The organism is Saccharothrix isguenensis, assembly GCF_052936305.1.
The window spans coordinates 5,833,668-5,849,517 of record NZ_CP193626.1 but is presented as its reverse complement, the minus strand read 5'-3'; the positions used below and the strand labels follow the sequence as shown (position 1 = coordinate 5,849,517).

The 15,850-nt window shown below is 70.8% G+C and carries 13 protein-coding genes; 10 read left to right on the top strand and 3 right to left on the bottom strand.

What is annotated here, in order from left to right; all coding sequences use genetic code 11:
- Positions 1 to 144: 144 nt before the first annotated feature.
- Positions 145 to 720 (top strand): DUF998 domain-containing protein, encoded by a 576-nt coding sequence (locus ACRAKI_RS25830; RefSeq protein WP_447003104.1) that lies wholly within the window; start codon positions 145 to 147, stop codon positions 718 to 720.
- A complete protein-coding gene (locus tag ACRAKI_RS25825; RefSeq protein ID WP_447003103.1) occupies positions 717 to 2,741 on the top strand; it encodes a glycosyltransferase in 2,025 nt (674 codons plus the stop codon). The genes ACRAKI_RS25830 and ACRAKI_RS25825 overlap by 4 nt, the downstream gene beginning before the upstream one ends.
- A 172-nt stretch (positions 2,742 to 2,913) precedes the next feature.
- On the opposite strand, the gene ACRAKI_RS25820 is transcribed toward ACRAKI_RS25825, so the two are convergent.
- Both ACRAKI_RS25820 and mptB read right to left on the bottom strand, forming a co-directional pair.
- Positions 2,914 to 6,567, bottom strand: coding sequence for a patatin-like protein (locus ACRAKI_RS25820; RefSeq protein ID WP_447003102.1), 3,654 nt, complete (start codon positions 6,565 to 6,567; stop codon positions 2,914 to 2,916).
- A 166-nt stretch (positions 6,568 to 6,733) separates the two neighbouring features.
- On the bottom strand, positions 6,734 to 8,302 hold the full coding sequence (gene mptB, locus ACRAKI_RS25815) for a polyprenol phosphomannose-dependent alpha 1,6 mannosyltransferase MptB (RefSeq protein ID WP_447008510.1): 1,569 nt from the start codon (positions 8,300 to 8,302) through the stop codon (positions 6,734 to 6,736).
- 110 nt (positions 8,303 to 8,412) lie between these two features.
- On the opposite strand from mptB, the gene ACRAKI_RS25810 reads away from it, so the two are divergent.
- The 8 genes from ACRAKI_RS25810 to ACRAKI_RS25775 all read left to right on the top strand — a co-directional run bounded on the left by ACRAKI_RS25810 (position 8,413) and on the right by ACRAKI_RS25775 (position 15,103).
- Positions 8,413 to 9,114 (top strand): helix-turn-helix transcriptional regulator, encoded by a 702-nt coding sequence (locus tag ACRAKI_RS25810; protein ID WP_447003101.1) that lies wholly within the window; start codon positions 8,413 to 8,415, stop codon positions 9,112 to 9,114.
- Positions 9,111 to 10,556 carry a Fe-S cluster assembly protein SufB gene (gene sufB, locus ACRAKI_RS25805; RefSeq protein WP_447003100.1) on the top strand — a complete coding sequence of 482 codons (1,446 nt, stop codon included), beginning with the start codon at positions 9,111 to 9,113 and terminating at the stop codon, positions 10,554 to 10,556. The genes ACRAKI_RS25810 and sufB overlap by 4 nt, the downstream gene beginning before the upstream one ends.
- A gap of 1 nt (position 10,557) precedes the next feature.
- Positions 10,558 to 11,748 carry a Fe-S cluster assembly protein SufD gene (sufD, locus tag ACRAKI_RS25800; protein WP_447003099.1) on the top strand — a complete coding sequence of 397 codons (1,191 nt, stop codon included), beginning with the start codon at positions 10,558 to 10,560 and terminating at the stop codon, positions 11,746 to 11,748.
- Positions 11,745 to 12,068, top strand: coding sequence for a non-heme iron oxygenase ferredoxin subunit (locus tag ACRAKI_RS25795; protein ID WP_447003098.1), 324 nt, complete (start codon positions 11,745 to 11,747; stop codon positions 12,066 to 12,068). Before sufD ends, ACRAKI_RS25795 begins: the two co-directional genes overlap by 4 nt.
- Positions 12,069 to 12,135: 67 nt before the next feature.
- Positions 12,136 to 12,909: a Fe-S cluster assembly ATPase SufC gene (gene sufC / locus ACRAKI_RS25790; RefSeq protein ID WP_447003097.1), complete on the top strand. Its 774-nt coding sequence runs from the start codon at positions 12,136 to 12,138 to the stop codon at positions 12,907 to 12,909.
- Positions 12,910 to 12,968: 59 nt separating this feature from the next.
- The gene (locus tag ACRAKI_RS25785) at positions 12,969 to 14,246 is read left to right on the top strand and encodes a cysteine desulfurase (RefSeq protein ID WP_447003096.1); all 1,278 of its coding nucleotides are present in this window, start codon (positions 12,969 to 12,971) and stop codon (positions 14,244 to 14,246) included.
- Between the two features lie 18 nt (positions 14,247 to 14,264).
- Entirely contained in the window at positions 14,265 to 14,708 is a 444-nt protein-coding gene (sufU, locus tag ACRAKI_RS25780; protein ID WP_447003095.1) for a Fe-S cluster assembly sulfur transfer protein SufU, read from the top strand.
- Complete coding sequence (locus tag ACRAKI_RS25775; protein WP_447003094.1) at positions 14,705 to 15,103, top strand: metal-sulfur cluster assembly factor; 399 nt, start codon at positions 14,705 to 14,707, stop codon at positions 15,101 to 15,103. The genes sufU and ACRAKI_RS25775 overlap by 4 nt, the downstream gene beginning before the upstream one ends.
- Positions 15,104 to 15,408: 305 nt before the next feature.
- Here the strand turns inward: ACRAKI_RS25775 and ACRAKI_RS25770 are convergent, their stop codons facing one another.
- Positions 15,409 to 15,825 (bottom strand): CBS domain-containing protein, encoded by a 417-nt coding sequence (locus ACRAKI_RS25770; protein WP_447003093.1) that lies wholly within the window; start codon positions 15,823 to 15,825, stop codon positions 15,409 to 15,411.
- Positions 15,826 to 15,850 lie beyond the last annotated feature (25 nt).

Sequence of the window (15,850 nt, the reverse complement as noted above, 5' to 3'; positions counted from 1 at the left end):
GTCAGCCCTACCAGGGTTCTCGGGGTGGCCTCAGGGTCGACTCGGGGGTGTTCCGGATATCTTCGGTCGCCATTTCGCACCAAGATTTTCCTCGTGGTGGAGATCCGGGGGAAAAGTCGGACGGCGGTGTTGCCGCTGGCTGTTGTGGGCCTTGTCCTGTCGCTGTTCCCGATTGTTTACCTGCACGTGGCGTCGGTGGGCGAACTTAGTCCGATCAGCCACACGATCAGCGACTACATCTTCGTCGACAACGGCAGCGGGCTGCTGGCCGTCACCGCGCTGTCCCTGGCCGCCGCGTCGGTCGGCCTGCTCGTCGCCCTCGTCCGATCCGGTCTGCCCAGGCGGGGGCCGGTGGCGGTGCTGATGGGGCTGTGGGCGGCGGGCCTGACCGTGGCCACCGTGTTCCCGACCGACCCGGCCGGCGCGCCCACGTCGTTCTCCGGCGCGGTGCACCGGTACGCGGGGGCGGTGATGTTCGCGAGCCTCCCGCTGGCGGGCTGGCTGATTTCCCGGACGTTCATCGCGAGTACCACGGTGCGCCGTTTCTCGGTCGCCGCCGGGATCACCTCGGTGGCATTCATGCTGAGTCACGCCACAGTGCTCTACCCCGGTAGCGGCGCGGTCGTGCTGGGCCTTTTCGAGCGGATCCTGTTCGCGTTCCTGTACTGCCTGCTGTTCGCCGTCGCCTCCGCCGTCCTCCGCCGTGAGGTGTCGTCATGACGTGGTTCGCCGTGCTGCTCGCGGTCCTCGGCGCCGTGTTCTTCGCGTTCGCCGCACGCCTCCAGCACGAGGCGGTGCGGGCGAGCGAGGGCGCGTTGCGGGTCCGGGAGCTGCTGGGCCGACCGCGGTGGCTGCTGGGCCTGGTGCTGCTCGTCGTCGGCGCGGGTGTGCACGCGGCGGCGTTGGGGATGGCGCCGTTGAGCGTGGTGCAGCCGGTCGGGGTGGTCGCGATCGGCATCACCGCCGTGCTCGACGGGCGACGGCGTGAGCTGCCGGCGGTCGCCTGGACGACGTTCGGCGTGGGGGCGTTCGTGCTGCTCGCCGCCGGGAGCGCCACGTCCACGGCGGTCGTGCCGGAGGCCGAGCTGAAGGCCGCCCTGCTGGCGCTCGGGCTGATCTCGGTGCCCGGCCTGATCGGTGTGCTGTCGACCCGTCCGGCGGTGCGCGCCCTCGGTTTCGGCTCGGCTGGCGGCGTCGCCTACGGCTTCGTCTCCGTGCTCATGCGGTCGGTGTCCCAGGACGTCCAGCAGGGCGGACTGGCGTGGACCACCGCGCTCTCGGCGGCGGGCATCGTCGCCGCACTCCTCGTCGGCGGCTGGTTCATCCAGCACGCCTACGCCAGCGGACCGCCGCACGTGGCGGTCGCTTGCCTCACCGTGGTGGACCCGCTCGTCGCCGTCGGCATCGGCGCGGGGCTGCTCGGAGAGGCGACCCGCACCAGCTCGCTCGTGGGCGCCGCCCAACTCGTCTGCGCGGCCGTCGCCGTCGCCGGTGTCGTGGCGCTGGCCCGCAACCGCACTCCTCCCGCAGTTCCCACCAGATCGGAGACGACAGTGACCAACGGACGCGCCATGCGGATCGTGATCGCCGCGGAGACGTTCCCCCCGGACGTCAACGGCGCGGCCCGGTTCGCCCACAGCCTCGCCACCGGCCTCGCGGGCCGCGGCCACGACGTGCACGTGATCTGCGTGTCGCCGGACGGCCCGGCCCGGACGGAACCCGTCGACGGCATCACCGTGCACCGGCTGCGCTCGCACCGCACGCCGTTCCACCGCTCGTTCCGCATCGGGCTGCCGTGGGAGGTGCGCAAGGACGTCGGCGCGCTGCTGGGGCAGTTGCGGCCGGATCTGGTGCACGTCCAGGCGCACTTCGTGGTCGGGCGGTACGTGCTGAGGCAGGCGGCGGCACTGGGGATCCCGACGGTGGCGACCAACCACTTCATGCCGGAGAACCTGTTCGGCCACGCCCGCGTGCCGGCGTGGTTGCAGGGCATGGCGTCGCGGTGGGCGTGGCGTGACCTGGGGCGCGTGTACGGGCAGGCGGACGTCGTGACCGCGCCCACCCCGCGTGCCGTGCAGTTGTTGCACGACAACGGTTTCCCCGAGCGGGCCGTGCCGGTGTCGTGCGGCATCGACATCGACCGGTACCGGCTGCGGACGCCCGTGCGGCACACCGACGCGCCGACCGTGCTGTTCGTGGGGCGGTTGGACGAGGAGAAGCGGGTGGACGAGCTGCTGCGGGCGTTGGCGCTCGTGCCCCGGCTGCACGCGGAGATCGTCGGCGACGGGTCGTGCCGGGCGGAGTGGGAGCTGCTGGCCCGTGATCTCGGCATCGCCGACCGGGTCCGCTTCCGCGGCTTCGTCAGCGAGTCCGAGCTGCTCGACGCCTACGCCGGCAGCGACGTGTTCTGCATGCCGGGCATCGCCGAGCTGCAGAGCCTGGCCACGATGGAGGCGATGGCGGCGGGCAAGCCGGTGGTCGTCGCCGACGCGATGGCGTTGCCGCACCTGTGCAAGCAGGGCCGCAACGGCTGGCTGTTCACGCCCGGCGACATCCGCGGCCTGGCCGACCGCCTGCACGCCGTCACCGCGGACCCCGCCGTCACCGCCCGCATGGGCGCCGCCAGCGGCGACCTGATCGCCGCCCACGCCATCGACACCACCCTCGACACCTTCGAGTCCCTCTACGCCCGCGCCCTCGGCCTCCCCACCGTCCACCAGACCCCCGCCCTGGCCGCCTAACCCACCCACCCGCGAGTCCTCCACTCAGACACCGCGAGTCCTCCACTGGGACACCCCGAACCAGCCGGTCCGACACCACGAGCGCGCGGTTCGTGGTGCCCGACTGGAAGGTTCGCGGTGTCTGAGTGGAGGACTCGCGGTGTCGCAGTGGACGACTCGCGGGTGGTGGAGGTTAGTGGGGGTCGCGGCCGGTGGCGGAACGGCCGGCGGCGCGGTGGGCCACGCGGAGGCCGGTGGAGTTCAGGCGGGGGATGCCGGTGCCGTCCAGCTCGGTCAGGAACTTGAACAGCATCCCGTGGCCCTCCAGCCGCTTCAGCAAGGCCTCCGCCACGTCGTCCGACTCGAAGTCCACGATGGACATCTGCTCGACCAGGGAACGGGCGATCGTCCGCCGAGCCTGCAACGGCACCCACCACGTCGTCACCAGCAGCAGCACCAGCCCGAACGACAACGCCGTCGCCAGCACCGCCTCCCACCCGGTGAACCGCAGCGAGAACACCTGCACCGCGGCCGCGATCACCAGCAGCACCGACCCGTACACGGCGGCCCACCCGGCGGTCGCGGACGCGGGCGGCTCGGCGGCCTCCGTGCCCCACGCCCCGTCCACCTGGCGCCACCGCCGCAGCGAGCTGCCCAGCACGTACGACGCCCCCGCGCCGAACAGGATCGCGACCACCGTCCCCGCGACCACCAACGCCGGGTCCAGGTCGTACAACCGGTACCGCACGACAGCCCACACCCCGGCCACGATCGCCGCCGCCACCAGCACCCGCACCACCAGCCGCGGCCTGAACCGGATCCTGCCCAGCACCGCGAGCGGCGTGCCCACCGGCGCGGGCAGGCTGCCGATGATCAACAACCCCACCACGACCAGCAGCACGCCACCGACCGCCACCATCCCCGTCACGGCCTGGTCACCGGTGTCACCCGCCGCCAACGCGTCACGGGTCCGGTCGATCGCCACCGTCACCAGCGGGATCACCGGTGACAGCAGCACCAGCCCGTGCAGCAACGTCCCGGACCGCAGCGCGGCGTAACCGAACGCGGCCAGCAGCGTGCCGCCGCCGATCGCCGCCGACGGACCGACCGCCCACGGCGGCAGCAGGTCGAACAACGCCAGCACCAGCAGCGCGCCGCCCAGGGCGAATCCCAGCAGCCCCAGGAACTGGGCCAACTGCCCGCCCCGGGTCAACCCCGTGATCGTCCAGTACGGCAGCAGCGCCGCCCCGCGCAACGTCCTGGTCAGCGGCTTCGCCGTGCCCAACCCGGAGTTGTCGCTGTCCGCCACGGTGATCGCCACCGCCGCGGCCGTCGCCGCCGTCCGGATCACCTGGTCGCTGCTCGCCTCCTGCACCAGCGGCTCACGCCCGATGCCCGCCCGGTCGAACGCGCTCAACGCCCGCACGCCCACCTCGACCCGCTCCGCGTCCGTCCGCACGGGCAGCCGGGCCAGCAACGCGGCCTGCTCCTCCAGGAACAGCTCGCCCCGCGACCGCCGGTCCGCCCCTTCGTGCCGGTCTGCCAGGATCGCGGCGCGCAGTGCGGGCAGTTCCTCGCAGATGATCCGGATGTGCAGCGCCCACGCCGCCAACTCCGCCAGCGCCGCGCACGTCGGCGGGTGATCACCGTCCGGCTGGGCGTAGACGGCGGCCAGCTCCGCCTTCGCCCGCGTCACGCAGGGCGCCAGCTCGTCCGGCAACCCCTCGCCGAACAGCTCCAGCACCAGCTCGTCGACCTTGGCCGACGCACGGTCCACCGGGTCGCCGCCCGCGCCGGTCATCCGGTCCACCCGCAGCAGCCGCTTCGGGTCGAACACCACCTTGCACAGCATGGTGGCGCCGTCGAGCCGTCCCCAGATCCAGTCGTTCACCCGCCACGACCGCTTCAGGAACCCGGAGAACCGGCTCAGCGACGCCCCGCCCGCCTTGTCCTCGGCGGTGAGGCTGTACTCGGCGAACGCGTTGCGCGTCTGCAGGCTGATCTGCACCAGCTCCACGGCCTGGTCCATGCCGCCGCGCGAGTCGTCGGCCAGGCACGTCGTCGCGACCTCCAGCGCCAGCACGCGGGACAGCCACAGGTCGCCCGCCACCAGCCCGACCTCGGCCTCCGCGTCGGTGCGCGGCTCGGTCAGCAGCCGGTGCCACGACCGCAGCGACCCGGCCCGCAGCTGGTCGTCGTCCAGCTGGTCGAGGATGTCGTGCGCGTCACCGAGGACGTCCGCGATCCGCTCCACCTGCTGCCGGACCTGCCGCCCGACCCCGTCGGGTTCCGCCAGCATCTTCCGCGCGAACCGGCGGACCCGCCGATCCCAGTACGCCTGGTCCAGGTCCTCGTGCGCGTTGGTGGTCCAGTGCTCGTCCAGCTCGACCCGGGCGGCGCGCAGCTTCGCCCGCACGTCGAACAGGTTCGTCCGGGCCAGCGCGAGCCGCTGGGCGTCCGGCATCACCCACACCAGGCGTTTGAGCAGGTCCATCGCGGCGGACGCGAGCCGGTCGGCCATCGTGATGCCCCACGGCCAGCCGTGCTCCGGCAACGCGGCCGGCTGCGGCTTCGTCGGCACGTACGGCAGCTCGCCGTGCTCCGCGCGGTACGCACGCTGGGCCGCCTCGGCCGCCGCGCGCACCCGTTCGAACGACCAGCCGGCGGCGTTCGCGCCCGGCACCTCGAACTGCCGGGTGGTGACGTCACGGGCGGCGTGCCGGATGCGGACGTCCTCGTAGTGGTCGTGCAGGGTCGCGGCCAGCGCGTACAGCTTGCCGGTGACCGAACCGCCCGACGCTAGGCGTTCCAGCAGGGCGTTCCGCCCTCCGCGCCGGGACGCGGCGTCGCGGTTGTGCTCCTCGATGCGCTCGACGTACGTGCGACCGCTCTGGCTGGTCAGCGCGCCGAGCAGCTTGGCGCCGGTGGCGATGGTGCTGGGCAGCGCGCCGTCCACCGGGGCCACCGGCTCCACGACCGCCTCGGGCGCGTGCGGGAACACCAGCAGCATCACCCGCCGCACCGGGCCTTCGGCGGGCATCCGGTCGATGGCGTCCAGCGCCTCCTTGGTGGGCGTGTTGACCAGCACCCCGCCGTCGACCGCGTAGCGGGACCGGTTGTCGGTGCCGTTGGCCCAGGACGCGACGTCGGCCATGTTCGGCTTGTCACCGTCGGGCGCGCCGGGTGCGACCGGGATGAACGACGGCTCGAACGCGAACGGGAACGAGGCGGACGACCGTGCGGCCAGCGCCATCCGGTCGACCAGTCTCGGCAGCTTGTCGGCGCTGAAGTCGTCCCGGCCGCCCGGGTCGCGGCGGAACGAGAAGCTGCCCTGGTGGGAGGCCTGCACGAGGGTCTGGCCGAGGTCGTCGTGGGTGACCGTCGGCACGCCCGCCAGCAGGGTGGTGGTGATCCGCAGGTCCACCGGCCGGGCGTCCTGCGGGGTGGGGTCGAAGTCCGCGGTCAGCCGCTCCAGGGCCTCCCGGAGCCGGGGGAGGAAGAACTCGTCGCCCTTGAGCAGCGACACCGGCTGCCCGCGGAACGGCGTGCGCAGCAGCTGTTCCATCCGCCCCTGCTCGGCCCACAGGTCACGCAGCCGTTCCAGCCTGGCGTTGGCGTTGACCTGCGACAACGCCAGCGCGGCGCCGTTGATGCCGCCTGCGGACGTGCCCGTGATGACGTCCGCGCGGGCCGTGGCGCCGACCATGTCCAACAGCTCGGCGTACGGCCCGTCCGCCCTGGTCAGCCGATCGAGTTCGAGCACCACCCCGCCCATCCACACGGCGAGGCTCACACCCCCGTTGAGCACCACCGCGAACCGGATCTGCTCCTGCGGCACGTCGACCATCCCGCACTCCCTCCCCGTACCGATGTCTCGCTCGCCCACCCCACCGGGTTACACCCCCGCGAGGCTGACGTCCTGGGCGTTCGACTCGGGTGCTCCGAACGTAGGACTCACGCGTCGTCAACGTAGGACTCACGCGGCGTGACGTAGGACTCACGCGGAGTGAGGGTCAGACGGAGCCGGGGAGGGGGTCGAGTCTGATCAGGGGCATGACCTGCTTGCGGGCCACGAAGAGGCACACAGCGAACGCGATCAGAGCGCCCGCCACCGCCTGCGGCACGATGTAGGCACGCCCGTCGAACGCCGAGCCCGTCGGCGGCAGGATCACCGCGATCACCGCGCTGGCCACCATCGCGAACATCCGGAACCGGCGCGCCAGCACGGCCGTGGCCAGCGGCAACGCCGCCCACAGCACGTACCACGGCTGGAGCACCGGCCCGAGTACCAGCACCGCGCCCAATCCCGCGCCCAGCCCGTTGACCGCCTTGATCCGGCCCCGGAACGCCTTCCACAGCAGCGTCGCCACGAGCACCACCGACACGGCCTGCGTGACGATCCGCATCAGCGCGATCATCGACTCGGTGTGGTTGCCGAGCCCGAGCAGCAGCCCCAGCCCGCCGCCCATGAACCCCATCGCGGTCGGCGGCGACATCCAGCTCTTCACCGTGCCGGCGACGTTCAGCGTCTCCACCCAGCCGAACCCGAGCCCGGTGCCCAGGCACGTCCCGACCATCACCACACTCGACACGACCAGCAGCAACAGGGCCGCCCGGACCAGGTCGGAGAACCGCCCGCCCCACCGCCGCGCGATCATCACGCCGAGGAACCCCAGCGCCAGCGCGGCCGGGATCTTCACCGCCGCGCCGAACGTGATCATGGTCGCGCCGAGGACGATCCACAGCAGCTCGTCGCGCGTCATCGGCGTGCCCGGGACCGTGGGCATCTTCCGCAACGCCAACTCCAGCCCCACCAGCATCAGGCCGATGGCCAGGCCCTCGTTGTGCACGCCCACGACCAGGTGGAACAGCACCAGCGGGTTCGCCGGGCCCAGCCACAGCGCGCTCACCGGCGGCACGCCGAAGCGCCGGGCCAGCCGGGGGACCGCCCACACGATCATCGCCAGCCCGAGGAGCACCAGCAGCCGGTGCAGGAAGATGCCGGGCAGCACGCTGTCCCCGGTCATCATCGAGATGACCCGCCCGGCCGCCAGGAACAGCGGCCCGTACGGCGCGGGCGTCTCACGCCATATGTTCGGCACGTTCTTCGTCAACGTGTGGTCGACGCCCAGCGCCGTGGCCGGACCCAGCTCGTACGGGTCCTGCCCGTTCGCCGCGATCTGCGACTGCGCCAGGTAGCTGTACACGTCCCGGCTGAACATGGGCAGCACGAACACCAGCGGAGTGATCCACATCAGCAGCGTGCGGTCTAGCTGGCTGCGCGACATCAGCCGGGGACGCCCCGGTCGGGCGAACCGGCCCAGCCACAGCCACGCCGACACGATCAGGAAGACGCCCGTCCACGCCACGCCCATCGCCGCGCTCGGCATCCGGGGGAACAGGCCCAGCAGCGGCGTGCCGGGCAGCGGGCTGAACACCGGCGCGGCGCCCGACCCGAGCGAGCCGACTGCCAGCAGCAACGCGCCCACGGTGCCCCAACGGCGGATGACGTCGAGCTGCCGTCGTTCGGGGGCGTCGAGAGGAGCCGCCTCAGCGATCTCTTCCCGGTTCGCCATCGCCATTCCGCCCGCCGTCACGTCCGAAGGGTAGCGAGCGGCCCCGGCGCGTGAGTCGGGTCACCCGACCCGGGCCGATCTTTGCGACCGCCGGGGAAATACGCAACACTGGTGTTGTGAAAAACGTCGGGAGCGATTCGACCGTGGTGCCGTCCGGGCACGACGGTCGGACCCGGCACGCCGTCGCACGCCTGCTGCTGGAGCAGGGCCCGGTCACCGCGGCCTCGGTCGCGGAGCAGCTGGGCCTGAGCCCCACGGCGGTGCGCAGGCACATCGACGCGCTGGTGGCCGATGGTGAGGCGACCAGCAGGGAGGCGCCCCGCCAGGGGCAGCGCGGCCGGGGTCGCCCGGCCAAGTTCTTCCTGCTGACCGAGCAGGGGCGGGCCCGGTTCGGGCACGCCTACGACGACCTCGCCGTGGCCGCGCTGCGGTTCCTCGCCGAACAGGGCGGGGAGGAGGCGGTACGGACCTTCGCCGAACGACGGGTGTCCGCATTCGTCGATCAGCACCGAGCGGCCATCGTGGCCCAGCCGGACGCCGCGGAGCGGGCCAAGGCCCTCGCCCTGGCGTTGACCAGGGAGGGCTACGCTGCCTCGGCACGCCACGTGGGGGCGGGCGAGCAGCTCTGCCAGCACCTGTGCCCGGTGGCGCACGTAGCGGCGGAGTTCCCGCAGCTGTGCGAGACCGAGACGGCGGCGTTCGCCGACCTGCTCGGCACGCACGTCCAACGCCTGGCCACCATCGCCCGCGGCGATGCCGTGTGCACGACGCACATCCCGAACACACCCCGGATCCCAGATGGAGGGGAGCCCGCATGACTGCCGCTGCCGAGCAGCGCACCACCACAGCCCCGCTCACCCAGGAAGAGACCCTGGCGAGCATCGGCAACTACGAGTTCGGCTGGTCCGACTCGGACGTGGCAGGCGCGAGCGCCCGCCGGGGCCTGAACGAGGACGTCGTTCGGGACATCTCGGCGAAGAAGAACGAGCCCGAGTGGATGCTGGACTTCCGGCTGAAGGCGCTCCGCCTGTTCGACCGCAAGCCGATGCCGACCTGGGGTTCCGACCTGTCGGGCATCGACTTCGACAACATCAAGTACTTCGTCCGGTCGACCGAGAAGCAGGCGGCGACCTGGGACGACCTGCCTGACGAGATCAAGAACACGTACGACCGCCTCGGCATCCCGGAGGCGGAGAAGCAGCGCCTGGTCTCCGGCGTCGCGGCCCAGTACGAGTCCGAGGTCGTCTACCACAAGATCCGTGAGGATCTTGAGGAGCAGGGCGTCATCTTCCTCGACACGGACACGGCGCTGCGCGAGCACCCGGAGCTGTTCAAGGAGTACTTCGGCTCGGTCATCCCCTCGGGTGACAACAAGTTCTCCGCGCTGAACTCCTCGGTGTGGTCGGGCGGCTCGTTCATCTACGTGCCCAAGGGTGTCCACGTCGACATCCCGCTCCAGGCCTACTTCCGGATCAACACCGAGAACATGGGCCAGTTCGAGCGCACGCTGATCATCGTCGACGAAGACGCCTACGTGCACTACGTCGAGGGCTGCACCGCGCCGATCTACTCGTCGGACTCGCTGCACTCCGCCGTCGTGGAGATCATCGTGAAGAAGGGTGGTCGCTGCCGCTACACGACCATCCAGAACTGGTCGAACAACGTCTACAACCTGGTCACCAAGCGCGCCAAGGCCGAAGCGGGCGCGACCATGGAGTGGGTCGACGGCAACATCGGCTCCAAGGTGACCATGAAGTACCCGGCCGTGTTCCTGATGGGCGAGCACGCCAAGGGCGAGGTCCTCTCGATCGCGTTCGCGGGCGAGGGCCAGCACCAGGACGCGGGCGCGAAGATGGTCCACATGGCGCCGTACACGTCGTCCACGATCGTGTCGAAGTCGGTGGCGCGCGGCGGTGGCCGCACCTCGTACCGCGGCCTCGTCCAGGTCAACAAGCGGGCGCACCACTCGAAGTCGACGGTCAAGTGCGACGCGCTGCTGGTGGACAACATCAGCCGCTCGGACACCTACCCGTACGTCGACGTCCGCGAGGACGACGTGTCGATGGGCCACGAGGCCACGGTCTCGAAGGTCTCCGAGGACCAGCTGTTCTACCTCATGTCCCGCGGTCTCAACGAGGACGAGGCCATGGCGATGATCGTGCGCGGGTTCGTCGAGCCCATCGCGCGCGAGCTGCCCATGGAGTACGCGCTGGAGTTGAACCGCCTGATCGAGCTTCAGATGGAAGGGGCCGTCGGCTGACATGGCCGTCACCACCGAACAGCAGCAGCACGGCCTGACGGCCCACTCGCACGGTGGCGCCGGGAAAACCGGCGCCGCCCCCGTGTCCTCGCGCGCGGACCACTTCACGTCCTTCGACGTGAACGCGTTCGAGGTGCCCGGCGGTCGCGAGGAGATCTGGCGCTTCACGCCCCTGAAGCGCCTGGCGAACCTGCACAACGGCGCCGAGGCGACCGGCACGGCGAACGTCGAGGTCAAGGCGCCCGAGGGCGTCGCGGTCGAGACCGCAGGCCGGGACGACGAGCGCCTCGGCGTCGCGGGCACCCCCGGTGACCGCGTGGCCGCCCAGGCGTGGTCCTCGTTCACCGAGGCCACCGTCATCACCCTCCCCGGTGACGCGAAGGTCGAGCCGACCGTCGTCACGATCACCGGCGCGGGCGTGGGCGAAGTCGCCTACGGCCACCTCCAGGTGCACGCCCGGCAGTTCGCCGAGGCCGTCGTGGTCATCGACCACCGCGGTTCCGGCGTGTACGCCGACAACATCGAGTTCGTCGTCGAGGACGGCGCGCACCTCACCGTCGTGGCGATCCAGGACTGGGCCGACGACGCGGTGCACGTGTCGTCGCACCACGCCAAGCTCGGCCGCGACGCGACGCTCAAGCACACCGTCATCACGCTCGGCGGCAACGTCGTCCGCCTCACCCCGGTGGTCACCTACGCCGGGCGCGGCGGCGACGCCGAACTCCTCGGCCTGTACTTCGCGGACGAGGGCCAGCACCAGGAGCACCGCACCTTCATCGACCACTCGGCGTCCAACTGCCGCAGCAACGTGGTCTACAAGGGCGCGTTGCAGGGCGAGGGCGCGCACACCGTGTGGATCGGCGACGTGCTGATCCGCGCCGCGGCCGAGGGCACCGAGACGTTCGAGCTCAACCGGAACCTGATCCTCACCGACGGCGCGCGCGCCGACTCGGTGCCGAACCTGGAGATCGAGACCGGCGAGATCGAGGGCGCGGGCCACGCCAGCGCCACCGGCCGGTTCGACGACGAGCAGCTGTTCTACCTCCAGGCCCGGGGCATCCCCGAGGACCAGGCCCGCAGGCTGGTCGTGCGCGGGTTCTTCCACGAGATCCTGCTCAAGATCACCGTGCCCGAGGTCCGCGAGCGCCTGGAAGCCGCCATCGAGGCGGAGCTGGAAGCGGTGGGCGTGTGATCAAGGTGTGCTCCTTGACCGACCTCGACGACCGCAAGCCCTCGGGTTTCCAGGTCGGTGACGAGCACACCCCGATCGTGCTCATCCGCGACGGCGACACCGTGCACGCGCTGCGCGATGTCTGCTCGCACGCCGAGGTCGCGTTCAGCGACGGCGGCGAGGTGGGCCGCGACGGCGTCGAGTGCTGGCTGCACGGGTCGTGCTTCGACCTGCGCACCGGCCGCCCGTCGTCGCCGCCCGCCACGGAGCCGGTCGACGTGTTCGCCGTCGAGCTGCGCGCCGGTGACGTCTACGTCGACGTCACCACGGCTGTGAACTGACATTGGCCACGAACTGACGTGGCCACGAACTGACTTCCGCTCGTCACACCAGGAGAACGAACCGCCAATGGCCACTCTGGAGATCAAGGACCTGCACGTCTCGGTCAACACCGACGAGGGCTCCAAGGAGATCCTCAAGGGTGTCGACCTGACCATCAACGCAGGCGAGACCCACGCGATCATGGGCCCCAACGGCTCGGGCAAGTCCACCTTGTCCTACGCCGTCGCCGGGCACCCCAAGTACGAGATCACCTCCGGCAGCGTGCTGCTGGACGGCGAGAGCGTGCTGGAGATGACCGTGGACGAACGCGCCCGCGCGGGTCTCTTCCTCGCCATGCAGTACCCCGTCGAGGTGCCCGGCGTCTCGATGTCGAACTTCCTCCGCACCGCCGTCACCGCCGTGCGCGGCGAGGCGCCCAAGCTGCGGCACTGGGTCAAGGAGGTCAAGGGCGCGATGACCGACCTGGACATCGACCCGGCCTTCGCCGAGCGCTCCGTCAACGAGGGTTTCTCCGGCGGCGAGAAGAAGCGCCACGAGATCCTCCAGCTGGGCCTGCTCCAGCCGAAGATCGCGATCCTGGACGAGACCGACTCCGGCCTGGACGTCGACGCCCTGCGCGTCGTCTCCGAGGGCGTGAACCGGTACAAGCAGTCCGGTGAGGTCGGCGTCATGCTGATCACGCACTACACCCGGATCCTCAAGTACATCTCGCCCGACTTCGTGCACGTGTTCGCGAACGGCCGCATCGCCGAGTCCGGCGGCCCGGAGCTCGCCGACAAGCTCGAGGCCGAGGGTTACGTGAAGTACATCGGCAAGCAGGAAGCCGCCAGCATCGGCTGACGTTGTACCTCATGTCGGCAAGTTGTCGTTGACTCGTTTCGAGAGGAGGCGTCGGGGCAGTGACCACCACCGCTACTCCACTGGACGTCGCTACCGTCCGGGCGGATTTCCCGATCCTGGGCCGCACCGTGCGGGAAGGCAAGCGGCTGGTCTACCTGGACTCCGGCGCCACCTCGCAACGCCCGAGGCAGGTCCTCGACGCCGAGCGCGCCTTCCTGGAGACGGCCAACGCCGCCGTGCACCGCGGCGCGCACCAGCTGGCCGAAGAGGCCACGGACGCCTACGAGGGCGCACGGCAGAAGATCGCCGACTTCGTGGGCGTCGGCTACGGCGAGATCGTGTTCACCAAGAACGCGACCGAGGGCGTGAACCTCGTCGCGTACGCGATGGGCAACGCGGCCACCGCCGGCCCCGAAGCCGAGCGGTTCCGCCTCGGTCCCGGTGACGAGATCGTGGTCACCGAGATGGAGCACCACGCGAACCTCGTGCCGTGGCAGCAGCTGGCCGCCCGCACCGGCGCCACGCTGCGCTGGTTCGGCGTCACCGACGAGGGCAGGCTCGACCTGTCGAACCTGGACGACCTGGTCAACGCGAGGACGAAGGTCGTCGCGTTCACCCACCAGTCCAACGTGCTCGGCACCGTCAACCCGGTCCGCGAGCTGGCGGACGCGGCCCGGCGGGTCGGCGCGCTGACCGTGCTGGACGCCTGCCAGTCCGTGCCCCACGGGCCGGTCGACTTCGCGGCGCTCGGCGTGGACTTCGCCGTGTTCAGCGGCCACAAGATGCTCGGCCCGTCCGGCATCGGCGTCCTCTACGGCCGCCGCGAGCTGCTGGAGGCGCTGCCGCCGTTCCTCACCGGTGGGTCGATGATCGAGATGGTCCGGATGGCGAAGTCCACCTTCGCCCCGCCGCCCGCCCGGTTCGAGGCGGGCGTGCCCATGACGTCACAGGCCGTGGCGCTGGGCGCGGCGGTCGACTACCTCAAGGCCCTGGGCATGGACCGGATCGCCGCGCACGAGCACGTGCTCGTCGAAGCGGCGCTGAAGGGTCTCGGCGAGATCCCCGGCGTCCGGATCGTCGGACCGCTGGACACGGTGGACCGCGGCGGCGCGGTGTCGTTCGACGTCGAGGGCGTCCACGCGCACGACGCCGGCCAGGTGCTCGACAGCCTGGGCGTCGCGGTGCGCGTCGGCCACCACTGCGCGTGGCCCCTGCACCAGCGGCTGGGCGTCGCCGCGACCGTGCGGGCCAGCTTCTACCTTTACAACACACTGGACGAGGTGGACGCGCTGGTCGACGCCGTCCGCGAGGCGCAGAGGTTCTTCGGCGTCCGATGACTTTTGGGTGGGCGTGAGATGCAGTTGCAGCAGATGTACCAGGAGATCATCCTGGATCACTACAAGAACCCGCACGGGCGCGGCCTGCGCGACCCGTTCGACGCCGAGTCGCACCAGATCAACCCGACCTGCGGCGACGAGGTGACGTTGCGCGTCAGCCTGGACGGCGACACGGTGCGCGACGTCTCGTACGACGGGCAGGGCTGTTCCATCAGCCAGGCGTCCACCTCGGTGCTGACGGACCTGGTGGTGGGCAAGCCGCTCGGCGAGGCGTTCAAGAAGATGGACGCGTTCGTGGAACTCATGCAGGGCCGCGGCCAGGTGGAGCCCGATGAGGACGTCCTGGAGGACGGCATCGCGTTCGCGGGCGTGGCGAAGTACCCGGCGCGCGTGAAGTGCGCGCTGCTGGGCTGGATGGCTTTCAAGGACGCGGTGGCACGCAGCGAGGGAGCAAAGGCATGACCGCCGAAGAAGACGTGGTGCGCGGTGTCGAGGGCATGCCCGAACCGCCCGCGCCCAAGGCAGACGTGGCGGCGTTGGACGACGTCGAGGAGGCCATGCGCGACGTGGTCGACCCCGAACTCGGCATCAACGTCGTCGACCTGGGCCTGGTCTACGACATCCGGGTCGACGAGGACAACGTCGCGCTCATCGACATGACCCTGACGTCCGCGGCCTGCCCGCTGACCGACGTCATCGAGGACCAGATGCGGTCCGCGCTGGTCGGCGGTGGCGGCGGCAGCACCGGGATCGTCAACGACTTCCGCATCAACTGGGTCTGGATGCCCCCGTGGGGCCCCGAGAAGATCACCGACGACGGCCGCGAGCAACTCCGCGCCCTGGGCTTCACCGTCTGACGTCCACCCGCCGGACGCTCCACCAGGAACGCTGCGCAGCAGATCGAAGCAGGGGTCCCCGCCAAGGGAACCCCTGCTTTGATTTTACCGGCGGGGTACGACAATTCCTGGCCTCGGACGCGGACCGTCCACATCCGACGCGGACCGTCCACACCAGATTCGGACCGTCCGCGCCCGACATCGACTGTCCACACCCGACTATGACTGTCCACAGCGGACCACGGCCGTCCGTCGACGTGCGAAGCGTTCCCCAGTCGTGCGAGGCCGCGTGCGGCGCTGTGTGCGAGACAGCGTGCGAAGTGGGCTCAGGCGCCGGCGTACACGCGCTCCACGAACTCGGCGATCTGGCTCTCGTCCAAGTGCCGGGCGATGTCCGCCTCCGACACCATCCCCACCAACCGGTGGTTCTCCAGCACCGGCAGCCGGCGGATCTGGTTCTCCTCCATGGTCCGCAGCACCTGCGACATGTCGTCGTCGGCGTTCACCCAGTGCAGGTGCTTGGACATCTCCCCGGCCATCATCGAAGCGGGATCCCGCCCCTCCGCCACGCACTTCAGCACGATGTCGCGGTCGGTGATGATCCCGTGGAGCTTGTCGTCCTTGCCGCAGATGGGCAGCGAGCCGACGCCCAGGTCCCGCATCATGCGCGCCGCGTCGAGCAGGCTCTGGTCCTCTTTGACGCACTGGACTCCGGCGTTCATGATTTCCCGTGCGGTGGTCATGCCGAACCTCCTTGGTCGTCTGGAA

Bases quoted from the DNA above. Each gene is read 5' to 3' on its own strand.
- ACRAKI_RS25825 (WP_447003103.1), top strand. From the start codon at position 717: ATGACGTGGTTCGCCGTGCTGCTCGCGGTCCTCGGCGCCGTGTTCTTC.
- ACRAKI_RS25820 (WP_447003102.1), bottom strand. From the start codon at position 6,567: ATGGTCGACGTGCCGCAGGAGCAGATCCGGTTCGCGGTGGTGCTCAAC.
- mptB (WP_447008510.1), bottom strand. From the start codon at position 8,302: ATGGCGATGGCGAACCGGGAAGAGATCGCTGAGGCGGCTCCTCTCGAC.
- sufB (WP_447003100.1), top strand. From the start codon at position 9,111: ATGACTGCCGCTGCCGAGCAGCGCACCACCACAGCCCCGCTCACCCAG.
- sufD (WP_447003099.1), top strand. From the start codon at position 10,558: ATGGCCGTCACCACCGAACAGCAGCAGCACGGCCTGACGGCCCACTCG.
- sufC (WP_447003097.1), top strand. From the start codon at position 12,136: ATGGCCACTCTGGAGATCAAGGACCTGCACGTCTCGGTCAACACCGAC.
- sufU (WP_447003095.1), top strand. From the start codon at position 14,265: ATGCAGTTGCAGCAGATGTACCAGGAGATCATCCTGGATCACTACAAG.
- ACRAKI_RS25775 (WP_447003094.1), top strand. From the start codon at position 14,705: ATGACCGCCGAAGAAGACGTGGTGCGCGGTGTCGAGGGCATGCCCGAA.
- ACRAKI_RS25770 (WP_447003093.1), bottom strand. From the start codon at position 15,825: ATGACCACCGCACGGGAAATCATGAACGCCGGAGTCCAGTGCGTCAAA.